This window comes from Bradyrhizobium uaiense, assembly GCF_010811875.1.
GTDB classification, from domain to species: Bacteria; Pseudomonadota; Alphaproteobacteria; order Rhizobiales; family Xanthobacteraceae; genus Bradyrhizobium; species Bradyrhizobium uaiense.
On record NZ_VKHP01000140.1, the window covers coordinates 1 to 24,168 of the forward strand.

Consider the following 24,168-nt stretch of genomic DNA (forward strand, 5'->3'; position numbering starts at 1 on the left):
GACATGTCGACCCGGCCGATATCGTCGAAGCTCGGCCATTCCGGCACGCCGTCGGTGTTGTTCGACGGCAGGAAGTCGATCAGCCGGCGCATCTGCAGCAGCGCGTCGACGTCATTCTCGAACGCGCCATCGGCGATCGAGGAGCGCGTCGCGTGCACCGAGGCGCCGCCAAGCTCCTCGGCCGTCACCACCTCGTTGGTGACGGTCTTCACCACGTCGGGGCCGGTGACGAACATGTAGCTAGTGTTCTTCACCATGAAGATGAAGTCGGTCATCGCAGGCGAATAAACGTCGCCGCCGGCGCAGGGGCCCATGATGACGGAGATCTGCGGGATCACGCCCGAGGCCTGCACGTTGCGGCGGAACACATAGGAATAGCCAGCGAGGGCAGCGACGCCCTCCTGGATGCGCGCGCCGCCGGCGTCATAGAGGCCGATGATCGGCGCCCTCGCCTTCATCGCCATGTCCTGAATTTTTGTGATCTTCAGCGCGTGCGTTTCGGAGAGCGAGCCACCGAACACAGTAAAGTCCTTGGCGAACACGAAGGTCTTGCGGCCGTTGACCGTGCCCCAGCCGGTGACGACGCCGTCGCCGGGGATCTTGCTCTTCTCCATGCCGAACTCGATCGAGCGGTGCTCGACGAACATGTCGAATTCCTCGAACGAGCCCTTGTCCAGCAGGAGCTCGATCCGCTCGCGGGCGGTCAGCTTGCCGCGGGCGTGCTGCGCCTCGATGCGCTTTTCGCCGCCGCCCAGCCTGGCGCCGGCGCGCCGCTCTTCGAGGGTATCGAGGATATCTTTCATTTGTTTCCGCCCGTGTTAGCTACAGTCCGCGTCCCCGCCGAGGCCGGGACCGCTTCGTTCGGAATGGCTTTAGCACGGCCATTTCGGAACCGGAAAGGCGCTTGTGAACGGGTTTGGGCGCCAAAATGGTAGGATTTTCCGACATCTGGGGAGACGGCAATGACCGATACGACTGCTGAGACGACTGGCGCTGCGACCGGCGGGGTGCGTACCCTGCTCCGGTTGGAGGGGCTGGTACTGTTCGTCGGGATGACCGTGCTCTACTACAAGTGGGAGGGGTCCTGGCTGATCTATGTCCTGCTGTTCCTGGTGCCGGACTTAAGCTTTGCGGCTTACCTGATCAGCCCGCGGGCCGGCGCCATCGCCTACAACGCCGCCCACACCTATATGGCGCCGGTGGCGCTGATGACGCTGGGTTTTGCCGGCGAAGGACCGCTGGTGCTCTCGATCGCGATGATCTGGCTCGCCCATATCGGGATCGACCGCGCGCTCGGCTACGGGCTGAAATATTCCAGAGGGTTCGGCTTCACCCATCTCGGGCGAATCGGGAGAGCGCAGGAGCCGGCCTGAGGGGCGGCGTCCTGCTGGGCGGGCCGCTCCTCTCCGCATGGTTTGAGGCGCGCGTTCCGCGCACCTCGAACCATGAGGAGGGGCAGTCGTCAGGCAAATCGCCGCGCGAACACCACGCAGACGACGACGAGCATGGTCGCCGCGATCATCGACCATGCAACCGGCTCGTGCAGCAGCAGCCCGGCCAGCGCGAGGCCGAAGAACGGCTGCAACAGCTGCAACTGGCCGACGCTGGCGATGCCGCCGATGGCAAGGCCGCGATACCAGAACACAAAGCCGACCAGCATGCTGAAAACAGAGACGTAGGCGAGCCCGAGCCAGGCCGGCGCGCCGATGCCCTGCCAGCTCGGCGGCAGCGTCATGATCGTCATCAAAAGCACCACCGGCGCCGAGAGCACCAGCGCCCAGGAGATCACCTGCCAGCCGCCGAGCCGGCGCGACAGCGCCGCGCCCTCGGCATAGCCGAGGCCACAGACGACGATGGCCGCGACCATCAGCAGATCGCCGGTCAGCGACGCCGATCCGTCGCCCGACAGAGCGAAGGCACCGACCGTCGCGCTGCCGATGCAGGAGAACAGCCAGAACAGCGGCTTCGGCCGTTCGCCGCCACGCAGCACGCCGAAGATAGCGGTCGACAGCGGCAACAGCCCGATGAACACGATCGAATGCGCCGAGGTGATGTGCTGGAGCGCCAGCGCAGTCAGCAGCGGGAAGCCGATCACGACGCCGAGCGCGACGATGGTCAGCGACACCAGATCGCGCCGTTCCGGCCAGGGCTGGCGCAGCACCGCGAGCAGCACAGCGCCCAGCAGCGCCGCGATCGCCGCACGCGCCGAGGTCAGGAACAGCGGCGAGAACCCGGCCACCGCCACGCGGGTGGCCGGCAGCGAGCCGCTGAAGATGATCACGCCGAGCAGGCCGCTGCCCCAGCCGTCCAGCGAAGCGCCGCCGCTTCCCTCGCCCGCCCAGGATTTCCCCAACAACGACTTCCCCGCCAATGTCTTCGAATCGCTCATCGCGCACCTCGTCTTTCGCGGGCGAAGCTAGCGGCGACGGGCTGGCCAAGGCAGTAACTGATCAATACAATATCGCCAAGCTGTATGGGTCAAGGTAGGCATACACTTGCGGCAACCATCCAACGATCGCGCTATTTTGGCACCGAAGGCGACCCGGACCACCGACGTGATGAACGCGATCCGCGCAAGGATCGCGAGCCGCGCGCTCGTCGCCAACGACCGCCTGCCCTCGATCCGCAGCTTTGCCGCGACCATGGGCGTCTCGCCCTCGACCGTGGTCGAGGCCTATGACCGGCTCGCCGCCGAGGGCTTGATCCGGGCGCGGCCGGGCTCGGGCTTCTATGTCTCGTTGGCGGCGCTGCCGCCGCTGTCGCTGGCCCGGGACCAGCCACAGCACGACCGCGCCGTCGATCCGTTCTGGGTGTCGCGGCAATCGCTCGACGCTGCGAGTGGCGCGCTGAAGCCGGGCTGCGGCTGGCTGCCCGCCGACTGGATGCCGACCGAGGCGCTGCGGCGCGCATTCCGCGGCCTGGCGCGGGCCGAGGACGCCGTGCTCGCCGATTACGGTGCGACGCGCGGCTCGCTCGCCCTGCGCCGCACGCTGATGGCGCGGTTCGCCGACGAGGGCCTCGAAGTGTCGCCGGAGCAGGTGCTGCTCACGATGTCCGGCACCCAGGCGATCGACCTGATCTGCCGCTTCCTGCTGCGGCCGGGCGACACCGTGCTGGTCGACGATCCCTGCTATTTCAATTTCCGCGCGCTGCTGCGCGCCCATCAGGTCAAGCTCGTCAGCGTGCCCTACACGCCTGCGGGCCCCGATGTCGCAAGCTTCGAGGCGGTGCTCGAAGCCGAGCGACCGCGGCTCTACATCACCGTGTCCGGGCTGCACAATCCGACCGGGGCGACGATGTCGCCGCAGACCGCGCACCGCGTGCTGAATGCCGCCACCGCCTGCGATCTCACCATCGTCGAGGACGACATCTTCGCCGATTTCGAGCCGGAGCCGTCGGCGCGGCTCGCCGCCCTCGACGGGCTCAACCGCGTGATCCGGATCGGCAGCTTCTCCAAGACGCTGTCGGCGTCGTTGCGCTGCGGCTTCATCGCGGCGCGCGCCGACTGGATCGAGCAGCTGGTCGATCTGCAAGTCGCGACCGGGTTCGGCGGCCCCTGCGCGGTCGCAACCGAAATCATCGCAAGCGTGCTGGCGACCGGCTTCTACCGCAAGCACGTCGAGGAGCTGCGCCGACGGCTCGTGCGCGCCCGCCGCGACGTCGGCGAGAAGCTGCAACGCATCGGCATCGAGCCGTGGCTGATGCCACGCGGCGGCTTCCAGCTCTGGTGCCGCCTGCCCGACGGCTGCGATTCCGCCGACGTGGCGCGCGCTGCGCTCGCCGACAACATCGTGCTGGCGCCGGGCAACGTGTTCAGCACCACACAATCGGCCACCGGTTTCATGCGCTTCAACGTCGCGCAATGCCGCGATCCGAAACTAATGCCGGCCTTGCAACGCGCGATCGGACGCTGAGGCGCGCCAGATCAATGCGCCGAACTACTTCTCCCCGACCTTGAACGGCTCCTCCTTGCCGGGCGGCACCGTCTCCTCGGCCATCGCCAGGATCATCGCGACCATCACGTAATTGCCGGCGAGCGCGGTGAGATCAACGATCTGCTGATCGTTGAAGATCTTTCTTGCCCGCGTATAGGTCTCGTCGGAGACCTTCTTGGTCGTGGTGAGCTCGGTGACGAAGTCGTACACGACGGCCTCGTCGTCGGCCATTTTCGACGGCCGGTCGCCGGCCTTCAGCTCGGCGATGACGTCGGCGGACAGGCCGGCCTTGGCCGCGAGCGGCGCATGCGCGAACCACTCGACCTGCGATCGCCACTGCCGGCCGATGATCAGGATCGCGAACTCGTTGAGCCTGGTCGGCACCGAGGTCTGCCAGCGCAGATAATAGAAGAGATCATAGAGCCGCTGGCCGAGCACCGGGCTGCGGATGATCGGATTGTAGGGACCGCCGATGCCGACGCTCGACACCTTCATGATCTGCTCGCCGAGCGGCTTCTGCAGATCGTTGAGCTGATCCATGGTGAGCTGCGGAAAGCGCGGCTCCTTGCTGGTGGCCGGCGCCGAAAAGGCCGTGGCTGCGAGCCAGCCGCCCGCCGCGGCGAGCGTAAGCGATGAGAGCCAGACTGTTGCCGAACGCATGATTTCCTCCGCTTTGATTTACGGCGGATGCTAGTCGAGCTTACCGGCGATCACCAGCCGCGACGCGCGCAAGTCAGCCCATCACAGCGCGACGATATCGGTGAGGCATTGCTGCGTGACGCTGAGCCGCGCGTCGATCTGCGCCTGGGTCTTGCAGTCCATGTTCATCGCGAACACCGTGACGTCACTGCCCTTCTCGGACCAGCCGACCAGCCAGCCGAGCGAGCCGTGCTCCTTGTCGGTCAGTCCGGTCTTGGCGCGAATGACGGCGTCGCCGACCTTCGTCACCGGCAGGATATCGCACACCAGCTGCTGGCTGCGCTTGCCGACCGGCAGCACGCCGCGGCGCAGCCGGTCGAGGAAATCGATCTGCTGCATCGGATCGATCCGCAGATTGCCCGAGACCCAGAACTGGTCGATGCCGCCGCCGATGTCGCGGTTGCCGTAGTCGATGGTGTCGACATACTTCTTCATGCGCTCCTCGCCGATCCGACGGGCGATCTCCTGGAACACCGGAAAGGCCGACACCGCGATCGCCGAGCGCAGCGTGTGATCCTTGTTCCAGGCCTCGATGCTGCGGGTTGTGCCGTCCCACTTGAAGACGTCCTTGTCGGGATCCTGCACCACGCCGGTCTCGAGCGCGATCAGCGCGTTCGGGATCTTGAAGGTCGAGGCCGGCAGCCTGCCCTCGCCGGAGCGGGTCTTGTCGCTCGCGATGATCAGATAGTCGTCGATCTTGTAGCCGACGAAGGTGCCCTCAGTGCCGAGATCAAAGAACCGCTTCTGCAAATCCTCGCGAAACTCGCTGCGCTGGTACGACACATTCGCAAAACTGCGCGACGGCAGGATGGTGGCGGCGGCAAGCAGACCGAGCGCGTGGCGGCGATGGATCACGATACGTCCTGGACAGGTTCGGGTTGACGACGATGGTGGATGCCATCGTGGTGAAAGGATGGCAATGAAAGTTATCGCGCCCGGCCCGACATCCGCAGCACGAACACCAGCACCTCGGCGACGGCCTTGTAGAGCTCGGCCGGGATCCCGTCGCCGAGCTCGACATTGGAGAGCGCGCCGGCCAAGACTTCGTTCTCCTCGATCGGGATGTCGTTGGCCTTGGCGACCTCGATGATCTTGGCGCCGATCGCGCCCTTGCCTTTGGCGACCACGCGCGGCGCGCCGGCATGGTCGTAATGCAGCGCGACCGCGAGCTGGTTCTGCGTCTCGCTCATGATGCGCGGTCCAGGAAATGGCCGGCGCGCGCGGGCGCGGGCTGCGGCGGGCTGCCGTCGCGGATCTCGATATCGCCGGGCGTAAGCTCGGCCCTTGTGAGCGCCTGGCTCAATTCGAAGGCGCCGGCGCGCAGTTGCGCGGCGGTCGAGGGACGCTCGGCCCACATCCGCACCGAGGTGCGTTCGCCGTTCAGCGAGACCAGCGCGTGCACCGGCCCGGCCGGCTCGACGTCGAGTGTGAAACGCGCCCGCCACACCCGCTTGGCGGCTTCGACCTCGTTGCCGCCGCCGTCGCGGGAAATCTCGAACTGCGCCATCGCCGTGCCCTGCTGGGTCAGGAACGGGATCTCGAAATTCCAGCGCGGCACCATCGCGTCGAGCTGCGTGCGCGCACCGTCGCCGTGGCCCGGCAGCGAGGCGACCTGCAGCAGCGTCTGCCGCGCCAGCGCCGCGTCGGTGTTTTCCAACAGACGATGCACGGCGGTTGCGAGCGGCGTGCCTGGAGCAATCGACGGCTCTGCAATCGCCTGGGCCGACGGCAGCGCGCCATGAAACGGCGGTGGCGGCGTGTTGCCGCGTACGGGCACATCGCCGGGCAGCATCTCCCGCGGCACGGCACCCTGCCGTGCCGGATTGCCGAGTTCGTGCAGCGCTTCCTGGATCAGATTGAACGTGCCGCCCGCGGACGGGCCGGCATCGAGCGCATCCGCAAGTGCGCCGGCCAGCCCGCTGGCGCCGCGGGTCACATCCTCGGCGACCGGGACGCGGGCCTGCGGCAGCAATATCTCCTGAACGTCGAGGCCGGCCGTGCCCGACGGCGCGAGGCTCGCCGCCGTGGCGACGCTCGGCAGCGCCGGTTGTTGAAGTGGTGTCGACGCAGGCTTGGCAGCACCGCCGGCACCGAGCGAGGTCAGCGCCTGGCGCAGCACGATCAGCGCGGCCTTCAGATCGGGCGCGCTGCCGCTCGGCGGCGCAATGCCCGCAGCGAGCGTCGCCTCCAGCAGCAGGCCGGATTTCTGAAACCCCGCCTTGATGGCAGCGCCGCTCAAAGTCCCGTCGAGGCCGGTCTGCTGCGCCAGCACCTGCGCGATCGCGGCCTGTAGCTTGGGCGGCAGATTGGCTGTCGCGACCGCCGTGAGATTGGCAAACAGCGGCGCCTGGCTGCCCTGCACCGCTGCCGCAGTCTGCGCCGTCGCGGTGATGGTGACGCGCTCCAGCGGTGTCAGTGCAACCTTCGGCGCCGTGGCGGCAGGCTGAGCTACCGACGTGGCGTCGGTCGCCGCCGGTGATAATTGCACGGCATCGCCGGCATCCGCGCCTGATCCAACCAGTTGCAGGCGGATGCCGTCATTGGTCTGCGACACCGCGAGCTGCAGGTTCTGGCCCTGCTGCAGCGGCACCTCGGTCTGGACGTCGATCGACAGGCTCGCAATCGCGATCCGCACCAGGTCGGCAGACAGCACCTTGAGGACCTGCGCGCTGACGATGCTGCCCGCCTCGAGCGTGAGGTCCGGCGCAACACTGCCCGCCTCGTTCGAGGCGAGCACCGGCAGCACGGGATTGACGGCAACAGCCATGTCGGAGGTCTCAGCCAGGCGGCGGGATCGGCCCGCAGGCTAGCCCGGCGCCGTAAAGGTCTCGTTAACCGGCAGCAGGCCTGAGCTCCCTGAGAACGCCGGCGGCGGCCTTGAAATCGACCTGCCGGGCGGCGCGACGCGCGGCCACCTCCTCGTCGACGCCCCATTTCTCGATATTCCAGTCCTCGTCGACATGGGCGGCGGCCCAGACCTGGTCCTCGTCCCGGACGCCATGCGCCAGCGCCAGCGCCAGCAGCGCCGAGCCGGTCAGCGTCGTCACCACATGGAGCGCCGCGACCGACCATGGATCGGTCGGGAACGCCGCACGTGCCGCCTTGATGGCGGGCTCCGGCTGGCCGACATGCATGACCCCCTCGGCCATCATGAAATGGGCGCCGAGCGCGTCCGCAGCCCAGAACAGGATCGGGTCCCAATGCTGGGCCTCGCGCGCCACCAGCGTCTCGGGGTGACCGGCGCGATAGAACAAGAGGTCGCTGCCGAGGAATTTTGCGGCATCCTCGGCCACCTCGTCGACGCGATCGATCACCCCCTCGATCACGCTGTTGGCAAGCCGCGTCAGCGGCATGGTCACGGGATCGATGGTCTCGCCCTGCGCATTCCATTCCGCCGCGACCCCATCCGCAATCGCGCGGGTCGGCACCACGACCGGCTTGCCGGACGGCGTGCGGATCTGCTTACCGTCCAGCGTGATCGAAAATCCGCCATCGGCATCGGCGACGCCGGCGCTGGTGTAGAACCGCTTGCGCTGCGGCGTGCGGATGTGGCGCCGCACCGCCTCCTGCGGATCGAGCGGAGATTGGTCTGGGACGTCATCGAAGAGTTCGCGCATCGCGCCGGCCGGCTTTCGTTCGGAAGGATTTGCCTGCAAGATATGTCAGGGACAACGGCAAATAAAGCTGATGGAACGCGGCAAATTCCTCGCGGGTTTTTCGCTGGCTGCGGCGGCCTTCTGGGCTGCCGCCGCCGATGCCGGGTTCCGCACACCGGAATCGCTGATCCGCAACGTCTACGCCCATTATGGCAAAGGCAGCGCCGCATTTTCGAATGGCCTGCCGCGTGACGAGGAAACGGCGCGGCAATTCTTCGATTCCAGCCTGCGCGGCGCCTGGATCGCCCTGCACGACGCACCCTACGATTTCCTGGTGCAGAGCCCGACCTGGCGGATCGGCCCGATCTCGATCGCAATCCCGCGCCGGCAATTCGACCAGACCGATGTGACAGTGACATTCGACAATGAGGGCCGCGCGGTCACCCTCAACTTCATCGTCGTCAACGGCCCCGACGGCTGGGTGATTGCGGACGTCGAGAGCCCGCACGATTCGTTGCGGATGTTTCTGGTGCAGTTCAGGCGTTGATGTCGCCCTCGACAGGACGGCACATGACACGATCGGCGACACCGAAAAAATATCTGACGATTGCCTGCGCATCCTGCTTCCTCCACAATTCAGTCCGCGAATGGTCCATCCGATTGATCGCTCAGCAGGTTTGAACATCCCGCCCGCGCTGTGCGTCGAAGTGCCGCAAATTGCTGTCATCCGCGTGTTAAGAACCTGCCAGATTTCGGCAACAACGCGCCGCTAGCTTTCCGACACCAAACATAAGCATTGCCGACCGTTGCGGTCGCAAGACGTGAACTGACGTCACGCGTGACGTCGGTCGCGCGCTTGCGCGCGCGTGGCGGCGTATAAGCGGGGCGGCGTGGCGCGACGACTTTCGACCGTTTGTTGTGTCATCGTCGCGGCTTGCCTCGGGCTTGCCGTGAGCGGCATGACGGCCTGGCTCGGTGCGACGGGCTTGCAGGCTACGCCACAAACGCAACGAGACGTTTGCGCGCGGCCCGAGCCCGGAAGCGTGCTCGCGGAGCCCGGCGAGTTGCGCAGCCGCGACGGCGTGCTCGAAACCGATCTCAGTGTCCACGACGAGAAGCTGCCGGATGGAACAAGCCGCTACTGTTATCTCACATCGGACGGCAAGCCGTCACCGACCTTGCGGTTGAAGCCCGGCGATCAGCTGGTCATCCATTTCAAGAACGACCTCGTCGACCTCGATACGGCAACGCCCGCGATCGACAAGCCGCTCGCCGGCGCGCCGATCTGCACGACCAGGCCGAAAGTCGACGCCTGCGCGAGCGGCGCGATGACGCCGATCTCGACCAATCTGCACTTCCACGGGCTGACCGTGCCGCCGGTCTGCCACCAGGATGATGTGCTGAAAACCTCGATCCAGCCCGACGATCCGCCGTTCGAGTATCGCCTGCGCATTCCGGACGACGCGCCACCCGGCCTCTATTGGTATCACCCGCATCTGCATGGCTTCAGCAAGACGCAGGTGCTCGGCGGCGCCTCCGGCGCGCTGATCATCGAGGGCATCGAGCGCGCCGATCCACAGCTCGCGGGACTGCCCGAGCGCGTGCTGGTCATCCGCGACCAGGATCTCGTCAATCCCGACGCGCCGCCGTCGAAATCCGAGCCGGTCATGACCAAGAGCCAGCTCGACAATGATGGCGACGTCGCCAATTCCGGCACTGGCTTCGGCAAACCGTCGAAGGATCTCTCGGTCAATTTCGTGCCGGTGCCCTATCCGAACTATCCGCCGGCTCAGCTCAAGATGAAGCCGGGCGAGCGGCAGCTCTGGCGCGTGCTGAACGCCTCCGCGATCACCTATCTCAACCTCGCTTTGCTGGTCGGCCGTACACCGCAGCAGATCGGCATCGTCGCCCTCGACGGCGTGCCGCTGCAATTCCAGGGAAGCCCATCGCCGCCGGTGCAATGGGTCAACCATATCGGCCTGCCGCCGGGCTCGCGCGCCGAGTTCATTGTCGAAGGACCGCCGGCCGGCACGTCGGCGTTGCTGGTGACGCGCGCGGTCGACACGGGGCCCGCCGGCGAGAACGACCCCAATCGCGCATTGGTGGCGATCACCGCCTCAGCCGATGCCGCCGCGCCGCAGGCCGCATTGCCCGCGCACGCGGAGCCGCTGCCGCGACCGGAGCGACCGTGGGTCGGCAACGTCACACCGGTGCGCGTCAGAAAGCTGTTCTTCTCCGAACAACCGGAGAATCCGAACGATCCGAACAGTCCGACCAAGTTCTTCATAACCCTCGACGGCGAGACCCCGAAGCCGTTCGACCCACAATCGGACGTTCCCGACATCACCGTGAGGCAAGGCGACGTCGAGGACTGGATCATCGAGAACCGCTCAATGGAGCTGCACGATTTTCACATCCATCAGCTTCACTTCCAGCTGCTCGACTGGTCCGGCGTCGCCGTCAACGAGCCGTTCCTGCGCGATACCGTCAACGTGCCCTACTACAACGGGCGGATGCTGAAATACCCGAGCGTGCGCCTGCGCATGGATTTCCGCGATCCCAACATCGTCGGCACCTTCGTCTACCACTGCCACGTCCTCGAGCACGAAGACGGCGGCATGATGGGGCGGATCAGGGTCGCACCGAGAGACACTGCAAGTTCCATCAAGCCGCTCAATGAGCAAAAAGGAGAGCTTTAATGCGCGACAGGCACAAGTCACGTTGGCTGCAGGGATGCCGCCTCACCCTCAGCGCACTTGCGCTGGGTCAATTCACCGCCGGCCCGGTGCTTGCGGAGGATTGGAATCGCCACGGTGGACACGAGACCCGGACGCCGATCAAGCACGTGATCGTCGTCGTCGGCGAGAACCGCAGCTTCGACCACGTGTTCGCGACCTACGTGCCCGAACGGCGCGACCAGAGCGTGTTCAACCTGCTCTCGCAGGGCATCGTCAAGCTCGATCACAACAAGAACGCGGTCCCCGGGCCGAACTTCGAGAAGGCGCATCAGCAGGCGGCGACGGATACCGGCCTGACCGATGCGTTCCTGCTGAGCCCGCCGAAGCAGAATTTCCCCAAGGATCAATTGCCGGCGCCGCTGGTCGGCGGCCCCAAGGTCGCCTACATCCCGAACAAGTGCGGCAGCTCGCCTATCACCACCTGCGAGGCGTCGCTTGCACTGGCGCAGCAGTCGGAATCCGGCCTGCCGAGCGACTACTACCAGTTCCTGCTGTCCGGCGGTACCGGTCAGACCTCGCAGACCCCCGATCAGCGCATCACCAATGTCAGCGCGCTGCCGGCCGGACCGTTCCAGCTCACCAACAACGATGCGATGCCTTACGACTCCTATTCGGCAAGCCCGGTGCATCGCTTCTACCAGATGTGGCAGCAGCTCAACTGCAACCACTCGGCGGCGAGCCGCGACAATCCGTCGGGTTGCGGCGGCAACCTGTTCGCCTGGGTCGAAGTGACCGTCGGCGCCGGCGCCAACGGCGCGACGCAGCCCTCCAACTTCTCCACCGAGTATTCGCCGACCGCGACCACCACGGGTGAAGGTTCGACGGCGCTCGGCTTCTACAATGTGCAGAAGGGTGACGTGCCCTACTTCACCTCGCTGGCGCAGAAATACGCGATGAGCGACAACTTCCACCAGTCCGTCAACGGCGGCACCGGTGCCAACCACATCATGTTCGGCCATGCCGACATGATCTACTTCAGCGACACCTACGGTAACGCCGCGGTCCCGCCGAACGGCACGCAGGTCTTCGGCGGTACGCCCGATGCCGGCATCGTGCATGAAATCGAGAATCCGAATCCGGCAATGGGCACCAACAACTGGTACACCGAAGACGGCTACGGCGCCGGCGGCAATGGCGGCTTTCCCGCGCCTTACCAGACGAGCCCGGTGTCCGGCGGCGGCTCCTACAGCGACTGCTCGGATCCGACCCAGCCCGGCGTCAAGCCGATCCTGGACTATCTGAAGGGAATCCGGATCAACGCGAATTGCGAACCGGGCCACTACTATCTGCTGAACAACTACAATCCGGGTTATTTCGGCAACGGCAAGAACGCCTACACCGACACCAACCCGTCCAACACGCCGTTCACGATCCCGCCGTCGACCCGCAAGAGCATCGGCGACAGCCTGAACGAGCGCAACATCTCCTGGAAGTACTACGGCGACCAGTGGAACAACTACGTCAACGATCCCTACCAGCTCAACTGGGGCGTCGCCGGTCCGACCGCCGACGAGTACTGTAACATCTGCAATCCGTTCCAGTACGACACCTCGATCATGTCACACCCGGAGCAGGTCGCAGCCCACATCAAGGACTCGGTTGATCTGTACGCTGACCTCTCCAAGCACTCGCTGCCGGCGGTCTCCATCGTCAAGCCGAGCGGCTTCACCGACGGCCACCCGTCGTCGTCCAAGCTCAACCTGTTCGAAGGTTTCGCGAAGAAGATCGTCGACCAGGTCCAGGCCTCGGACTACGCCAAGGACACCGCGATCTTCATCACCTTCGACGAGGGCGGCGGCTACTTCGACTCCGGCTATGTGCAGCCGCTGGATTACTTCGGCGACGGCACCCGCATTCCGCTGATCGTGGTGTCGCCGTTCGCGCGGCAGGGCCACATCTCGCATGAATATGCCGATCACGTCTCGATCCTCAAATTCATCGAGCGGAACTGGCGCCTCGAGCCGATCACCAACCGCAGCCGCGACAACTTCCCGAACCCGGTTGCGGCGCCCGGCAATCCCTATGTTCCGGTCAACAGCCCGGCGCTCAGCGACCTCTTCGACTTCTTCAACTTCGACGGCGGCGGCCATCACCATCACGGCGATGGCGACGGCAACGATCAGGGCGGCAACTGGAACGACTGACGACCGCACCTCGCGACACACCAATCCGCCGGCCCGAAAGGCCGGCGGATTTCGTTTTTGCCGGGCTGGATGTCCATCACCTGTGCGCGTAACGTGCCCGGCGACATCGACCTCGTCGCAGTGGAATCCCGTTCAATGCCCTCAATCGCTTTCCGCCCGGCTCAAGCCGCCGACCTGCCCGCAATCATCGCCCTGCTCGCCGACGATATGTTCGGACAGCAGCGCGAGGATGCGAGCTCGCCGCCGAACCGCAGATATGTCGATGCATTCGATTCCATCATCGCCGATCCCAATCAGCAGCAGGTGGTGGCGACTCTCGATGACGAGGTGATCGGCACGTTGCAGCTCACCTTCATCCCCGGACTGGCGCGGCTTGGTGCCTGGCGCGGACAGATCGAGGCGGTCAGAATTGCTGAGGCGCACCGCAGCTCGGGCGTCGGCCAGCAGATGTTCGAATGGGCGATCGCGCAATGCAGAGCGCGGGGCTGCCATCTCGTGCAGCTGACCACCGACAAGGGCCGCCCCGATGCGCACCGCTTCTACGAACGGCTTGGATTCGTCGGCAGCCACATCGGCTACAAGCTGATGCTCTGACGCCTGCTAGGCCGGAGATGGTCTCCGGTCGGCTTCACGGTTTCTGATAGATCACGTGGCCTGCGCGGATCGTGGTGCTCACCTTCGCGAGATTGGCGACGTCGGCCAGCGGATCGCCGTCGAGCACCACGAGATCGGCGTCGAAACCCTGCTCCACCTTGCCCTTCTTGGGAGCCTTGAAGAACCGCGCCGGGTTGATCGTCAGCGAGGCCAGCACCTGGCGCTCCGACAGCGCGCGGTGCATCAGCTGGACTTCCTGCGTAGTGTCGTATTGCGTGGTGAAACCGACATCGGTGCCGAACAGCACGGTGCCGCCGTTGTCGGAGAATTGCTTGAGCTGGTTGACGGTTGCAGCAATCAGACGGTTGGTGACGTTGGGATCGAGCACGACGGTGGTGAACAACGCCAACGTCGGGATCAGCGCGGTGCCCTGCGCCTTGAACCGTGCCAGCTGGTCGTCGGTGTAGGCGCGCTCGCTCGGCGTGGTGTGGGCGAGCACGTCGACATCGGATGCGATCACCGTCTCGACGCCGACCTTGTTCTGCGGATGCGCGAACACCGGCCGACCCTGCGCATGTGCGACGTCGACGGCCGCCTTCGCAATCGCCGGGTCCATGTTGATGACAGGCTTGTCGCCCATGAAAGCGCCGGTGAACAGCTTGATGCCGTCCTCGCCCATCGCGAGCCAGTCGCGCGCCCATTTCGTCGCCTCCTCGGGCGTGGCGACTTCGGGCAGCTGGACCTCGCTCGGGACATAGACGGGATGCCCGCCCTTCGGGAAGATGTTGCCGGCGAGCAGGATGGTGGGACCGGCGACCTCGCCCGCCGCGATGCGCTTGCGCAGCGGCAGCGTGTTGTTTGGATCGGAGCCGAGGTCCCAGACCGTGGTGAACCCCCAGCGCGTCAGCATCTCCTGCATATGCTGCGTCAGCGGCGCGGCCGGCGCTGCGCCGGCATTGTGCCAGACATGTTCGGTGAAATGCACATGGCTGTTCCAGAACCCGGCAACAACGGTCTTGCCGCTGCAATCAATCACCTGCGCATCGGACGGCACGGCGACCTCACCGGATTTTCCGACCGCGCTGATGACACCGTCCGAGATCACGATCACGGCATCAGGGAGCGCGGCGGCATCGGCCGATGCGTAGAGCGTGCCGCCGCGGAGCACCACGGTCTCGGCGTCAGACGGCGCCGAGGTGGCGGCCAAGCCAATGAGAACAAGCGCGACGCGTAGCCAGATCCCGGTCATGGACAGCCTCTTTCAGCATTGCACGCCGGCAACGGCCCGGCGCGCGGCAACATAGAGGCTGTGTGTGGCGCGGTTTGATCGTTCTTGCTGTGCGCGAGGGATAGTGAGGCGACGCGGCCCGCCTCGTCACTCCTCCGGCGCGTTCTCGATCGGGTCGAAGCGGTCGGCCTCGAGCCCGAGCAGATTCCAGGATTGCAGCATGTGCGGCGGCAGCGGCGCGCTGACATCGATCACGCCGCCGCGCGGATGCGGAATCACGATGCGGCGGGCGAGCAGATGCAGCCGGGTCTGCAAGCCACCGGGCAGCTGCCAGTTTTCCTTGTTGAAGTATTTGGGATCGCCGACGATGGCGTGATCGATGTGCGCCATGTGGGCGCGCAATTGATGGGTACGGCCGGTCACCGGCTTGAGCGAGACCCAGGCGAGCTTGGTCGCGGAGGCCTCGACCACGGCGTAATAGGTCACGGCGTGGCTTGCGCCCTCGTCACCATGTTCGGCGATCCGCATGATGCTGTCCTCCTCGCTCTCCTCCTTGGCGAGGTAGGTCGAGATCCGGCCCTGCTTCGGCTTCGGCACGCCGGCGACCAGCGCCCAGTAGATCTTGCGCGCGGAGCGATGGCGGAACGAGCCGGTCAGTGCGGTGGCGGCAAAGCGCGTCTTGGCGATCAGAAGGCAGCCCGAGGTCTCCCGGTCGAGCCGATGCACCAGCCGCGGCTTCTGTCCCTTGGCGTCGCGCATCACCTCCAGCATCTGGTCGACATGGCGCGTCATGCCGGAGCCGCCCTGCACGGCGAGACCGGCCGGCTTGTTCAGCACCAGTACGTCGTCGTCCTCGTACAGCGTCATGTCCTTCAGCGCCTGCAGCGTCTTCGCCTCGGCCTCCGAGAGCGTGCCTGAAGTCTTCGGCGTGTCGAGCCGCAGCGGCGGAATCCGCACGCTCTGGCCCTCCTCCAGCCGGTCCTTCGAATCGGCGCGCTTGCCGTTGACCCGAAGCTCGCCCTTCCGGACGATGCGCTGAATATGGGAGAACGACAGGCCCGGAAACCGCGCCTCGAGGAAGCGGTCGACGCGCATGTTGTCCTCGTCGGCCGTGACGACGACGGTCTGCACCTTGGTCGGCAATGGCTGCTCGTTCACCGGCTTCGCGGCGGCCGGCTCCACGCGCTCCTGCCGGTCGCGGCGCGGCTCGGCTAGGCGCGGCGGCTTGGCCGGCGCGCGGTGCGCGAACGGCCGGTCACCCGGCTTGCGATCACCGAACTTGCGATCGTCCGGCTTCCGGCTGCGCTGCGCCGATCCGACCTTGCCACGTTCCTTGCCACGATCGCCGGCGCGGTCGCGGTCACGGCCCTTGTCGCGCCCTTTGGCGCGATCGCCCGGCGATGTGGTTCTCTTGATACGGCGGCTCATGGTGGTTTTTCGGCTCCAGACCTGCATTGTGCCTAGCGCAAATGCCGCGAATCGTCACGGCGAAATCGGTATGAATCCGGCGCGGCGTCGGCCATCTAGGGCCGCGCGCGGCAATCGACGGGGGGCTTTGGAATGAGACTGACGATATCGGCTTTGGCGGCGGCCCTGATGTTCACGGGCCCGGCGCTGGCCCAGCAAAGCCCGATGCCGGAAGATCTGGCCTGGAAGCTCCTGGAACTCGGCCGCGTCGTCGACCCGCCCAAGACGGCTGCGCTGTACGCACCGCTGCAACAGAAGGAGCCCTACCAGGGCGTCAAGGTCGAGCGCGACGTCAAATACGGCCCCGCCGAGCGACGCGCTGGAGCAGTATCAAGTTTGGGCCGTCGCAGCGGGCGTTGCCAAAATATCGAAAACAACCCCATGCAAAGTAGCCGGCGGCCGGCGTTCGACCAAGCAACTTGACACGTCGGGCAACTCAGGGATATTCTTCTAATATTCCGAAATTTCGCAAATGCTCCTCGCCCCAAGGCTTTTGCTTACGTCGGTTGAAGCCAAGGGGGACTCGTTCTCCTTCGGCATTCCAAGCCGGCCGCAGCTTCCGGAAGTGCCCGGAAGCCACCGATCTTTCAAGACATCCGAATCGCCATCAAGAGCAACGCGGCAAAGCAACCGATCGGTGCGAGATGGGAAAACTCCCGATGTCGCAGGATGGTCAAAGCTGCCGCCGCGAGAATAACGGCGCAGAGGATCAAACCTGCCGCACGGGTTGCCGGTATAGCGACCAGGATTGCGGCCGATATTTCCAATCCCCCGGTGACTCGGCACCACCACGCAGGATACCCCCATCGAACAAAGTTGCTCTGCGTCGTCGATGTCGCGATCGCATTGAACAGACCTGCACTGGCGAAGGCAGCGGCAAGCAACCTGACGAATATCATGTGCATGACTTAAGCGACCGCCAACGCATAAGCGCGCAACTCGTCGATGATCGATGCCCGCCAGGGATTCCAGCCGAGTTCACGCTTCGCCTTCTCGCCCGAGATGATCTGATCGGAGGCGATCGCATCGGCGAATCCCCAGAGGACCTTGCGCGCCTCGTCGAGCGGCCATGCCGCTACTCGGCCCCCGGCGCCGCCTAACTCGCTTGCTGTGCGTGCGATCTCGACAAGCCGCGGCGCCGAACCGTGCGCGCCGTTGAAGACGGATCCCGCCGGTGCCCGCTCGAGCGCGAGCGCATAGAGATCGGCCAGGTCGTCGGCATGCACGGTCGACCAGCGATTTTGACCGTCACCGACATGAAGCGCCGCGCCATGTTCCTTGGCCGCTGCGACCATCATCATCGCGGCGCCGCCCCGGTTGCCATATACCCAGGCAGGCCGGATAACGACCGGACGGACGCCCTCGGCTCCGGCAGCGAGGATCTCGCGTTCCAGCGCCTGCCGCCAGCGAACCATCTCGACCGGGTTGAGTGGCGTGTCCTCGGTCGCCGGCTTGTCGCCCGTGGAGCCGTAGACCAAGCTGCCACTGGTATAGATGAAGCGCTTACCCGTTCCGCGCTGGGCTTCGAGGATTGCACGCGTCGCAATCTCATCGAGAGACGCAGCGTTCTGGTCGTTGGGCGAAGCGGCATGGACGACGGCGTCCACGCCCCGCACCGCCGAGGCCAAGCTCGCCGGGTCGGCAAGCTCACCTATCTCCACCGCGAAGCCTCGGTTCAGCAGCTTGGCCGCGCTCGCTTCCGACCGGGCGAGCCCCACGATTTCATGCCCCCCCTCTTTCAATCGATGCGCTACCGCACCGCCGATCAAGCCGGTCGCGCCTGTTACTAAAACTCGCATGTCGATCACCTCTTCAAATCAGGTGAATCCAACAAAGCGGAACGGCAACGCGGATGGAAATCGAAAGTCCTGATGTGGCGCTATCGATCGCGCCGATGGCGTCAAGCCGAGGCCGCGATTTTGGTGATGATGCCGCGCAGCCAGGCGATAGCCCCATGCGTGTCCGCCCGCCGGTGCCACATCAAGTTGAGCGGCCAGGTGGGCAGTTCGAGCGGCGGATCGTACATCGCTATTCCAGCTCCGGTATCAGCGAACCTTCGTGCGACCCGAGAGGCCAGCGTCGCGATGAGATCGGTTCCGGCGATCACGAAGGGTGCCGCCAGAAATTGCGGCAGGCTCAGTACGACGCGCCGTTCGAGGCCGAGATCGGCAAGCCTTCGATCGACGATCCCGGAGCGGTCGCCTTCGGGAGAAACCAGAAGATGCGGCGCCGCTGCGAAAGCCTCGAGACTTGGACCACCGGCGAACGCCGGATGTCCCTCCCGCACGACGCAGGCGAAACTCTCAAAAAACAGCGGGCTGCTGATGATGCGCGCCGACGTCTCGACGGGGAAGCCGATCGCGAGGTTCGCCTCGCCGCTGTCGAGTAGCGTGATAGCTTCGTCTCGTCCGAACATCCCGCTAACGCGCACGTTGATGTGCGGGGCATCGACGCTGAGGCGGGCCATGAGCGGCGGCAACAAGACGAACGCCGCATAGTCGGTCATCGCGAGCGTGACGGTATTGTCCGCCGTCGCGGGGTCGAAACTATCGGCCTGTAGCGCGCTCCGGAGAAGCCGGAGCGCGTCCGAGACGGGACCAGCAAGGTCATGGGCGCGGGGCGTCGGCTGCATGCCTGAAGGCGTTCGCACGAAGAGCTCATCCCCGAGAAGCTCTCGCAAGCGCGTGAGTGCTCCACTCATCGCCGACTGGCTGAGGCCGATCCGCGATCCGGCGCGCGTCACGTGACGCTCCGCGTACAGCGCATCAAAGGCCTTCATCAAGTTGAGGTCGAAGCCAGCTATATCCATGTGGCCGATCATAAAAGGATGCGCTCAACGGGGATAGCGGCCGTACGTCGAGCGCCGTGGGCCAACATCCCGCCGAAAAGCAATCGCAGCGATCCGATCTGCTTCACTTGCGTCAATCAGGCCATGGCTGCGCGCTAATGGGTCCACGGCCTGATCTCGCTTTAGCTCCCGCCGCGCTCCTTGCGCAGCCTGTTCCAGTAATCCAGCCGCTTGCGGATCTCGCGCTCGAAGCCGCGGTCAGGCGGATCGTAGAAGGTCTGGCGACCCAGCGCTTCCGGGAAATAGTCCTGGCCGGAGAACGCGTCGGGCGCGTCGTGATCGTATTGATAGCCGGAGCCGTAGCCCTCCGACTTCATCAGCTTGGTCGGCGAATTCAGGATGTGCTTCGGCGGCAGCAGCGAGCCGCCCTGCTTTGCGGTCTGCATCGCCGCACCGAACGCAGTGTAGACCGCATTCGATTTCGGCGCGGTGGCGAGATAGACTACGGCTTGGGCTATCGCGAGCTCGCCTTCCGGCGAGCCCAGGAAATCATAGGCATCCTTGGCGGCGTTGCAGACCGCCAGCGCCTGCGGATCGGCCAGGCCGATATCCTCGACCGCCATCCGCACCACGCGCCGCGCCAGGAACAGCGGATCCTCGCCGGCATCGAGCATCCGTGCGAGATAATACAGTGCTGCATCCGGATCGGAGCCGCGCACCGACTTGTGCAGCGCCGAGATCAAATTGTAGTGGCCGTCGGCCGACTTGTCGTAGATCGGCGCACGGCGTTGCAGGATGGCCTGCAACTGTTCGGCATTGAACACCTCGCCCTTGCGCGCGGCGCGCCAGACCTCTTCGGCCAATGTCAGCGAGGCGCGGCCGTCACCATCGGCCATCCGCACCAGCACGGCACGCGCCTCCGCATCGAGCGGCAGGTTCTTGCCCTCGATCTTCTCGGCATTGACAAACAGCCGTTCGATCGCGGCCGTATCGAGCGAGTGAAACACCAGTACGCGGGCGCGCGACAGGAGCGCCGCGTTGAGCTCGAAGGACGGATTCTCCGTGGTGGCGCCGACCAGCACCACGGTTCCGTCCTCCATCACGGGCAGGAAGGAATCCTGCTGTGCGCGGTTGAAACGATGCACCTCGTCGACGAACAGCAGCGTGCCCTTGCCGGTTTCGCGGCGAGCACGCGCGGCGTCGAACGCCTTCTTGAGATCGGCGACGCCGGAGAACACCGCCGAGATCTGCTCGAAATGCAGCTCGGTCGCATCCGCCAGCAGCCGCGCCACGGTGGTCTTGCCGGTGCCGGGCGGCCCCCAGAACACCAGCGAGCCCAACGTGCGCGTCTCCAGCATGCGGGTCAGCGCGCCGTCGGGCCCGAGGATATGATCCTGGCCGACGACGTCGGCCAGCGTGCGCGGGCGCAGCCGGTCCGGCAGCGGGTGTGGCGCGTCCTGCTCCATCCCCGCCGCGGCGAACAGGTTCGTCGCGTCCCGCGGTTGCTTTGGGCTCACTTGTGGCTCATCCGCCGAGCGTCACGTTGATCTGCTGGCCGCCGCGCACCAGCGTGATGCGCCAGACCCGCGACCCCGCCTTCGAGGCCTTGTCGAGATCGCTGGTCCGCGCGATCTTCTCATTGTTGACCGCCAGGATGATGTCGCCCTTCTGGAAGCCGACATTGGCGGCGGTGCCGTCATCGGCGAGCTCGGTGACGACGACACCCTCGGCGCCGGCGTCGAGATGCAGCTCATCGGCGAGCGCCGGCGAGATGTTGGCGACCCTTGCGCCCTGGAACGGCGAGCGCGCGGTCAGCACGATCTCGTCGCGGTTGGTATCGGGCGCGGTCTCCAGCGGCACGGTCAGCTTCACCGGCTTGCCGGCGCGCTGCACCTCGATCTCCGCGCTGCCGCCGAGCGGACGGGTCGCGAAGCGGTAGTCGAACGCATTGGGATCGTCGACCGCCGTGCCGTCGATCCCGACGATCAGGTCGGAGAGTTTGAGCCCGGCCTTCGCCGCCGGGCTGTTCGGCGCGACATTGGCGACCAGCGCGCCGGTCGGCAACTTCAGCCCGAGCGTCTCCGCGATCTCCGGCGTGACGGCCTGCAGCCGCGCGCCGAGCCACGGCCGCTTCACATTCTTGCCACCGCTCTTGGCGGAGGCCACCACCACGCGCACCATGTTGGCAGGGATCGCAAAGCCGATGCCCTGCGAGCCGCCGGAGCGCGAGAAGATCGCGGTGTTGATGCCGGCCAGACGTCCGGTCATGTCGACCAGCGCGCCGCCCGAATTGCCGGGATTGATCGCGGCGTCGGTCTGAATGAAGAATTGATAATCCGTGATCCCGACTTGCGTGCGCGCCAAGGCTGAGATGATGCCGTGCGTCACGGTCTGGCCAACGCCGAACGGATTACCGATCGCGAGCACGACGTCGCCGACCTGCAGCTGGTCGGAATTCGCGAAGTCGAGCGTTGTGAATTTTTCCTTGTTGGTGCCCTTCAGGCGCAGCACCGCGAGGTCGGTGCGGCTGTCCTTCAGCACGATCTCGGCCTCGAATTCACGCTTGTCGGAAAGCGAGACCTTCACCTGGTCGGCGCCCTCGATCACGTGATTGTTTGTGACCACAAGGCCCGAGCCGTCGACCATGACGCCGGAGCCGAGCGAGCGCTGCATCTGCTCGGGCTGCTGCCCGGGCACGCCGAAAAAGCGGCGGAAAATCGGGTCGTCCAGGAACGGATTGCGGTTCTGCACCGTCTTGGCGGCATAGACATTGACCACCGCCGGCTGCACCCGCTGGACGATCGGCGCATAGGACAGCTGGAGATCGGCCTGCGACGACGGCACGCGGCGGTCCTGGGCTGCGGCCGGAGACAGATTCCCCATGAAAGCCAGTGTGCACAGGGCGGATATGGCAGCTAAGCGGACGGGTCGGAGCATTCTCACCTCTCGAGGAAACGCCGGAATATAGGCGTGTTCGCCGGGCAATTGAAGGGCGCCGGGCCCGATAAACCGCCCCTGCCGGACCGGTGCAAAACCCCTAGCCGCCGCGTTGAAGCGCGCCGCCAAGCTTCTATGATAACTGTCATCTCACTGCGCCGCTCCGCTTGTTGCCTGCGGACAACAAGCGGAACTGCGATGCCTGGAAGCGCTGTCGTGCGTCAGTCACGTTCGACTCCTAGGACATTTCAGTGAGTGAGTGGGGAATTCAAACACAACAGGGGTGCACAATGGGTGCGACAAAAGTTGGTGCAATCGCCATCGGGCTTGCAGGGGCGCTTGCCGCCTCGCCGGCCTATTCGCAAACGGCCGGAGGCGGCAGCGACGCGGAGATCGCGCTGCTCAAGCAACAGCTGAAGATGCTCGAGCAGAAGCTCGACAAACTCCAGAAGCAGACCAACGCCAATACCGCGACCGCAGCCAGCGCAAACGCCAACGCGAAGGCGGCGGATGCCAAGGCCGCGCGCGTCGCAACCGCAAATGCCGCGATCCCGGTGAAGGGCCAGGTCGCGCCGTCGGGCGTCGTGGTGACGCTGCCGAACAACCGACCGACGATCTGCACCGCGGACGAACAGAACTGCGTTGCGATCACCAGCCGCGTGCATTGGGATGTCGGCGGCTACGACTATCGTCCGAACACCGCGGGCACCTCGCCGCAGAAGCTCGACAGCGGCGAGAACCTGCGCCGCGCCCGCATCGGCATCGTCGGCAAGTTCTTCGGCGACTGGAATTACGCGCTGATCTACGACTTCGGCGGCTCGTCCGACGGCTTCGGCGGCGCAGCACCCGGATCGCTGCCCGGCGGCGGCACCTCCGGCGTCGAGAACGCCTATCTGAGCTACACCGGCTTCAAGCCTTTCGGCGGCAAGATGGCCATCGAAGCCGGCATCATGGACCTGCTCTGGACCATGGACGAATCCACCAGCTCCAACGACATCCTGTTCATGGAGCGCGCCTCGGCCGGCATCATCGCGCAGAACGTCGCGGCCGGCGACTTCCGTTCCGCGATCGGCACGCGCTGGTGGAACGACCAACTCTGGCTCGGCGGCTATGCCACCGGACCGACCACCGGCCAGATTCACTCGGCCTCCAGCGTCACCCCGGCCGGGACGTCCGAGCAGTATGGCGCGGTGGTCCGCGTCGCCGGCAATCCGATCAGCGGCAAGGACTATTCGGTGCATATCGGCGCCGATGCGGAATGGCTGGTGCAGCCGCCGCGCAACCAGCTGACGCAGGCGCAGACGCTCACGCTGAGCGATCGGCCTGAACTGCGCATCGATCCGACGACGCTGATCTCGACCGGCGCGATCGCCAACGTCTCCGGCGCGCAGGTCTACGGCGTCGAGGCGGCGGCGACCTATGGCCCGTTCATCGCACAGGGCGAGTACTACTGGTTCAACGTCGACCGCACTGCGAATACCGGGCTGCCGCCGTTCGGCGCGCCGAGCCTGAAATTCGACGGCGGCTATGCGCAGGTCGGCTACGTGCTGACCGGCGAGAATCACGCCTACAACCCGGCCACGGCCTCGTACGGCGGGATCAAGCCGCACGATCCATTCTCGCTTGCCGGCGGCGGCTGGGGCGCCTGGGAAATCGCCGGCCGCGTCAGCCAGATGAACCTCAACGACCAGGTCGGTCAGGCAGTCGGCATCGCCGGCGGACGGCAGACCGTCTACACCGCCGCGCTGAACTGGTACGTCAACAACAACGTCCGATTCATGCTGAACTACCTGCACGGCGATATCTCCAAGCAGGCTTCGGCGACCTCGACTGCCGATGTCGGCTCGAAGTTCGACGCGGTCGCCCTGCGCACGCAGGTTGCGTTCTGAGGCGATATGATTTCGTCGATGACAACGGCCGGGAGCGACACCGCTCCCGGCCTTTTTATTGTCGCGCGCAAGAGTGCGATGATGTTAGGTCGAATCGATCCGACGGCGAACTCGCTGCACCTCTCCCGCTTGCGGGCAGGGCAATCGCATATG

Annotated in this window: 22 protein-coding genes; 8 read left to right on the forward strand and 14 right to left on the reverse strand. The window is 65.6% G+C overall.

Annotation, left to right across the window (positions count from 1 at the left end; translation table 11 throughout):
- Nucleotides 1-803 (reverse strand): acyl-CoA carboxylase subunit beta (locus FNJ47_RS28225; protein WP_283811303.1); only part of this gene is annotated, 803 nt, incomplete at its 3' end.
- A gap of 159 nt (nucleotides 804-962) precedes the next feature.
- Here FNJ47_RS28225 and FNJ47_RS28230 point away from each other — a divergent pair.
- Nucleotides 963-1,373: a DUF4260 domain-containing protein gene (locus FNJ47_RS28230; RefSeq protein WP_163159063.1), complete on the forward strand. Its 411-nt coding sequence runs from the start codon at nucleotides 963-965 to the stop codon at nucleotides 1,371-1,373.
- An 89-nt stretch (nucleotides 1,374-1,462) separates the two neighbouring features.
- On the opposite strand, the gene FNJ47_RS28235 is transcribed toward FNJ47_RS28230, so the two are convergent.
- Nucleotides 1,463-2,389: a DMT family transporter gene (locus tag FNJ47_RS28235; RefSeq protein WP_236000135.1), complete on the reverse strand. Its 927-nt coding sequence runs from the start codon at nucleotides 2,387-2,389 to the stop codon at nucleotides 1,463-1,465.
- 169 nt (nucleotides 2,390-2,558) lie between these two features.
- On the opposite strand from FNJ47_RS28235, the gene FNJ47_RS28240 reads away from it, so the two are divergent.
- The gene (locus FNJ47_RS28240) at nucleotides 2,559-3,914 is read left to right on the forward strand and encodes an aminotransferase-like domain-containing protein (protein WP_163159096.1); all 1,356 of its coding nucleotides are present in this window, start codon (nucleotides 2,559-2,561) and stop codon (nucleotides 3,912-3,914) included.
- A gap of 24 nt (nucleotides 3,915-3,938) precedes the next feature.
- Here FNJ47_RS28240 and FNJ47_RS28245 read toward each other — a convergent pair whose 3' ends face one another.
- From FNJ47_RS28245 to FNJ47_RS28265, 5 genes are all read right to left on the reverse strand, one after another.
- Nucleotides 3,939-4,595 (reverse strand): carboxymuconolactone decarboxylase family protein, encoded by a 657-nt coding sequence (locus FNJ47_RS28245; RefSeq protein WP_163159065.1) that lies wholly within the window; start codon nucleotides 4,593-4,595, stop codon nucleotides 3,939-3,941.
- An 81-nt stretch (nucleotides 4,596-4,676) separates the two neighbouring features.
- A complete protein-coding gene (blaOXA, locus tag FNJ47_RS28250; RefSeq protein WP_163159067.1) occupies nucleotides 4,677-5,489 on the reverse strand; it encodes a class D beta-lactamase in 813 nt (270 codons plus the stop codon).
- A gap of 71 nt (nucleotides 5,490-5,560) precedes the next feature.
- On the reverse strand, nucleotides 5,561-5,824 hold the full coding sequence (locus tag FNJ47_RS28255) for an EscU/YscU/HrcU family type III secretion system export apparatus switch protein (protein ID WP_163159069.1): 264 nt from the start codon (nucleotides 5,822-5,824) through the stop codon (nucleotides 5,561-5,563).
- Nucleotides 5,821-7,401: a flagellar hook-length control protein FliK gene (gene fliK, locus FNJ47_RS28260; protein ID WP_163159071.1), complete on the reverse strand. Its 1,581-nt coding sequence runs from the start codon at nucleotides 7,399-7,401 to the stop codon at nucleotides 5,821-5,823. The genes FNJ47_RS28255 and fliK overlap by 4 nt, the downstream gene beginning before the upstream one ends.
- A 64-nt stretch (nucleotides 7,402-7,465) precedes the next feature.
- Complete coding sequence (locus FNJ47_RS28265) at nucleotides 7,466-8,251, reverse strand: ATP12 family chaperone protein (protein WP_163159073.1); 786 nt, start codon at nucleotides 8,249-8,251, stop codon at nucleotides 7,466-7,468.
- A 70-nt stretch (nucleotides 8,252-8,321) separates the two neighbouring features.
- Here FNJ47_RS28265 and FNJ47_RS28270 point away from each other — a divergent pair, with 70 nt between their 5' ends.
- The 4 genes from FNJ47_RS28270 (at nucleotide 8,322) to FNJ47_RS28285 (ending at nucleotide 13,706) form a co-directional block, all read left to right on the forward strand.
- The gene (locus tag FNJ47_RS28270; protein ID WP_163159075.1) at nucleotides 8,322-8,777 is read left to right on the forward strand and encodes a hypothetical protein; all 456 of its coding nucleotides are present in this window, start codon (nucleotides 8,322-8,324) and stop codon (nucleotides 8,775-8,777) included.
- 412 nt (nucleotides 8,778-9,189) lie between these two features.
- Nucleotides 9,190-10,929: a multicopper oxidase family protein gene (locus FNJ47_RS28275; RefSeq protein ID WP_163159100.1), complete on the forward strand. Its 1,740-nt coding sequence runs from the start codon at nucleotides 9,190-9,192 to the stop codon at nucleotides 10,927-10,929.
- Nucleotides 10,929-13,112, forward strand: a complete 2,184-nt coding sequence (locus FNJ47_RS28280; RefSeq protein WP_163159077.1) for an alkaline phosphatase family protein — start codon at nucleotides 10,929-10,931, stop codon at nucleotides 13,110-13,112. The genes FNJ47_RS28275 and FNJ47_RS28280 overlap by 1 nt, the downstream gene beginning before the upstream one ends.
- A gap of 135 nt (nucleotides 13,113-13,247) precedes the next feature.
- Nucleotides 13,248-13,706 (forward strand): GNAT family N-acetyltransferase, encoded by a 459-nt coding sequence (locus FNJ47_RS28285; RefSeq protein WP_163159079.1) that lies wholly within the window; start codon nucleotides 13,248-13,250, stop codon nucleotides 13,704-13,706.
- Nucleotides 13,707-13,740: 34 nt separating this feature from the next.
- Here the strand turns inward: FNJ47_RS28285 and FNJ47_RS28290 are convergent, their stop codons facing one another.
- On the reverse strand, nucleotides 13,741-14,955 hold the full coding sequence (locus FNJ47_RS28290; RefSeq protein ID WP_163159080.1) for an amidohydrolase family protein: 1,215 nt from the start codon (nucleotides 14,953-14,955) through the stop codon (nucleotides 13,741-13,743).
- A 126-nt stretch (nucleotides 14,956-15,081) separates the two neighbouring features.
- Nucleotides 15,082-16,362, reverse strand: coding sequence for an RluA family pseudouridine synthase (locus FNJ47_RS28295; protein WP_163159082.1), 1,281 nt, complete (start codon nucleotides 16,360-16,362; stop codon nucleotides 15,082-15,084).
- 132 nt (nucleotides 16,363-16,494) lie between these two features.
- Here FNJ47_RS28295 and FNJ47_RS50235 point away from each other — a divergent pair, with 132 nt between their 5' ends.
- Complete coding sequence (locus FNJ47_RS50235) at nucleotides 16,495-16,824, forward strand: hypothetical protein (RefSeq protein WP_175068430.1); 330 nt, start codon at nucleotides 16,495-16,497, stop codon at nucleotides 16,822-16,824.
- 164 nt (nucleotides 16,825-16,988) lie between these two features.
- On the opposite strand, the gene FNJ47_RS28305 is transcribed toward FNJ47_RS50235, so the two are convergent.
- The 5 genes from FNJ47_RS28305 to FNJ47_RS28325 form a co-directional block, all read right to left on the reverse strand.
- Complete coding sequence (locus FNJ47_RS28305) at nucleotides 16,989-17,300, reverse strand: DoxX family protein (protein ID WP_236000136.1); 312 nt, start codon at nucleotides 17,298-17,300, stop codon at nucleotides 16,989-16,991.
- Between the two features lie 9 nt (nucleotides 17,301-17,309).
- A complete protein-coding gene (locus tag FNJ47_RS28310) occupies nucleotides 17,310-18,200 on the reverse strand; it encodes an NAD-dependent epimerase/dehydratase family protein (RefSeq protein WP_236000137.1) in 891 nt (296 codons plus the stop codon).
- Nucleotides 18,201-18,301: 101 nt separating this feature from the next.
- On the reverse strand, nucleotides 18,302-19,210 hold the full coding sequence (locus tag FNJ47_RS28315; protein WP_163159088.1) for a LysR family transcriptional regulator: 909 nt from the start codon (nucleotides 19,208-19,210) through the stop codon (nucleotides 18,302-18,304).
- Nucleotides 19,211-19,371: 161 nt separating this feature from the next.
- Nucleotides 19,372-20,655 (reverse strand): replication-associated recombination protein A, encoded by a 1,284-nt coding sequence (locus FNJ47_RS28320; protein ID WP_165445911.1) that lies wholly within the window; start codon nucleotides 20,653-20,655, stop codon nucleotides 19,372-19,374.
- A 58-nt stretch (nucleotides 20,656-20,713) separates the two neighbouring features.
- Nucleotides 20,714-22,072 (reverse strand): DegQ family serine endoprotease, encoded by a 1,359-nt coding sequence (locus tag FNJ47_RS28325; protein ID WP_163159092.1) that lies wholly within the window; start codon nucleotides 22,070-22,072, stop codon nucleotides 20,714-20,716.
- 344 nt (nucleotides 22,073-22,416) lie between these two features.
- Here FNJ47_RS28325 and FNJ47_RS28330 point away from each other — a divergent pair, with 344 nt between their 5' ends.
- Nucleotides 22,417-24,015, forward strand: coding sequence for an OprO/OprP family phosphate-selective porin (locus tag FNJ47_RS28330; RefSeq protein WP_163159094.1), 1,599 nt, complete (start codon nucleotides 22,417-22,419; stop codon nucleotides 24,013-24,015).
- Nucleotides 24,016-24,168: the final 153 nt, after the last annotated feature.

What these genes read in the sequence shown, in the direction of transcription:
- FNJ47_RS28230 (WP_163159063.1), top strand. Translation starts at nt 963, where the DNA reads ATGACCGATACGACTGCTGAGACGACTGGCGCTGCGACCGGCGGGGTG.
- FNJ47_RS28235 (WP_236000135.1), bottom strand. Translation starts at nt 2,389, where the DNA reads ATGAGCGATTCGAAGACATTGGCGGGGAAGTCGTTGTTGGGGAAATCC.
- FNJ47_RS28240 (WP_163159096.1), top strand. Translation starts at nt 2,559, where the DNA reads ATGAACGCGATCCGCGCAAGGATCGCGAGCCGCGCGCTCGTCGCCAAC.
- FNJ47_RS28245 (WP_163159065.1), bottom strand. Translation starts at nt 4,595, where the DNA reads ATGCGTTCGGCAACAGTCTGGCTCTCATCGCTTACGCTCGCCGCGGCG.
- FNJ47_RS28255 (WP_163159069.1), bottom strand. Translation starts at nt 5,824, where the DNA reads ATGAGCGAGACGCAGAACCAGCTCGCGGTCGCGCTGCATTACGACCAT.
- fliK (WP_163159071.1), bottom strand. Translation starts at nt 7,401, where the DNA reads ATGGCTGTTGCCGTCAATCCCGTGCTGCCGGTGCTCGCCTCGAACGAG.
- FNJ47_RS28265 (WP_163159073.1), bottom strand. Translation starts at nt 8,251, where the DNA reads ATGCGCGAACTCTTCGATGACGTCCCAGACCAATCTCCGCTCGATCCG.
- FNJ47_RS28270 (WP_163159075.1), top strand. Translation starts at nt 8,322, where the DNA reads ATGGAACGCGGCAAATTCCTCGCGGGTTTTTCGCTGGCTGCGGCGGCC.
- FNJ47_RS28275 (WP_163159100.1), top strand. Translation starts at nt 9,190, where the DNA reads ATGACGGCCTGGCTCGGTGCGACGGGCTTGCAGGCTACGCCACAAACG.
- FNJ47_RS28280 (WP_163159077.1), top strand. Translation starts at nt 10,929, where the DNA reads ATGCGCGACAGGCACAAGTCACGTTGGCTGCAGGGATGCCGCCTCACC.
- FNJ47_RS28285 (WP_163159079.1), top strand. Translation starts at nt 13,248, where the DNA reads ATGCCCTCAATCGCTTTCCGCCCGGCTCAAGCCGCCGACCTGCCCGCA.
- FNJ47_RS28290 (WP_163159080.1), bottom strand. Translation starts at nt 14,955, where the DNA reads ATGACCGGGATCTGGCTACGCGTCGCGCTTGTTCTCATTGGCTTGGCC.
- FNJ47_RS28295 (WP_163159082.1), bottom strand. Translation starts at nt 16,362, where the DNA reads ATGAGCCGCCGTATCAAGAGAACCACATCGCCGGGCGATCGCGCCAAA.
- FNJ47_RS50235 (WP_175068430.1), top strand. Translation starts at nt 16,495, where the DNA reads ATGAGACTGACGATATCGGCTTTGGCGGCGGCCCTGATGTTCACGGGC.
- FNJ47_RS28305 (WP_236000136.1), bottom strand. Translation starts at nt 17,300, where the DNA reads ATGATATTCGTCAGGTTGCTTGCCGCTGCCTTCGCCAGTGCAGGTCTG.
- FNJ47_RS28310 (WP_236000137.1), bottom strand. Translation starts at nt 18,200, where the DNA reads ATGCGAGTTTTAGTAACAGGCGCGACCGGCTTGATCGGCGGTGCGGTA.
- FNJ47_RS28315 (WP_163159088.1), bottom strand. Translation starts at nt 19,210, where the DNA reads ATGGATATAGCTGGCTTCGACCTCAACTTGATGAAGGCCTTTGATGCG.
- FNJ47_RS28320 (WP_165445911.1), bottom strand. Translation starts at nt 20,655, where the DNA reads ATGGAGCAGGACGCGCCACACCCGCTGCCGGACCGGCTGCGCCCGCGC.
- FNJ47_RS28325 (WP_163159092.1), bottom strand. Translation starts at nt 22,072, where the DNA reads ATGGGGAATCTGTCTCCGGCCGCAGCCCAGGACCGCCGCGTGCCGTCG.
- FNJ47_RS28330 (WP_163159094.1), top strand. Translation starts at nt 22,417, where the DNA reads ATGGGTGCGACAAAAGTTGGTGCAATCGCCATCGGGCTTGCAGGGGCG.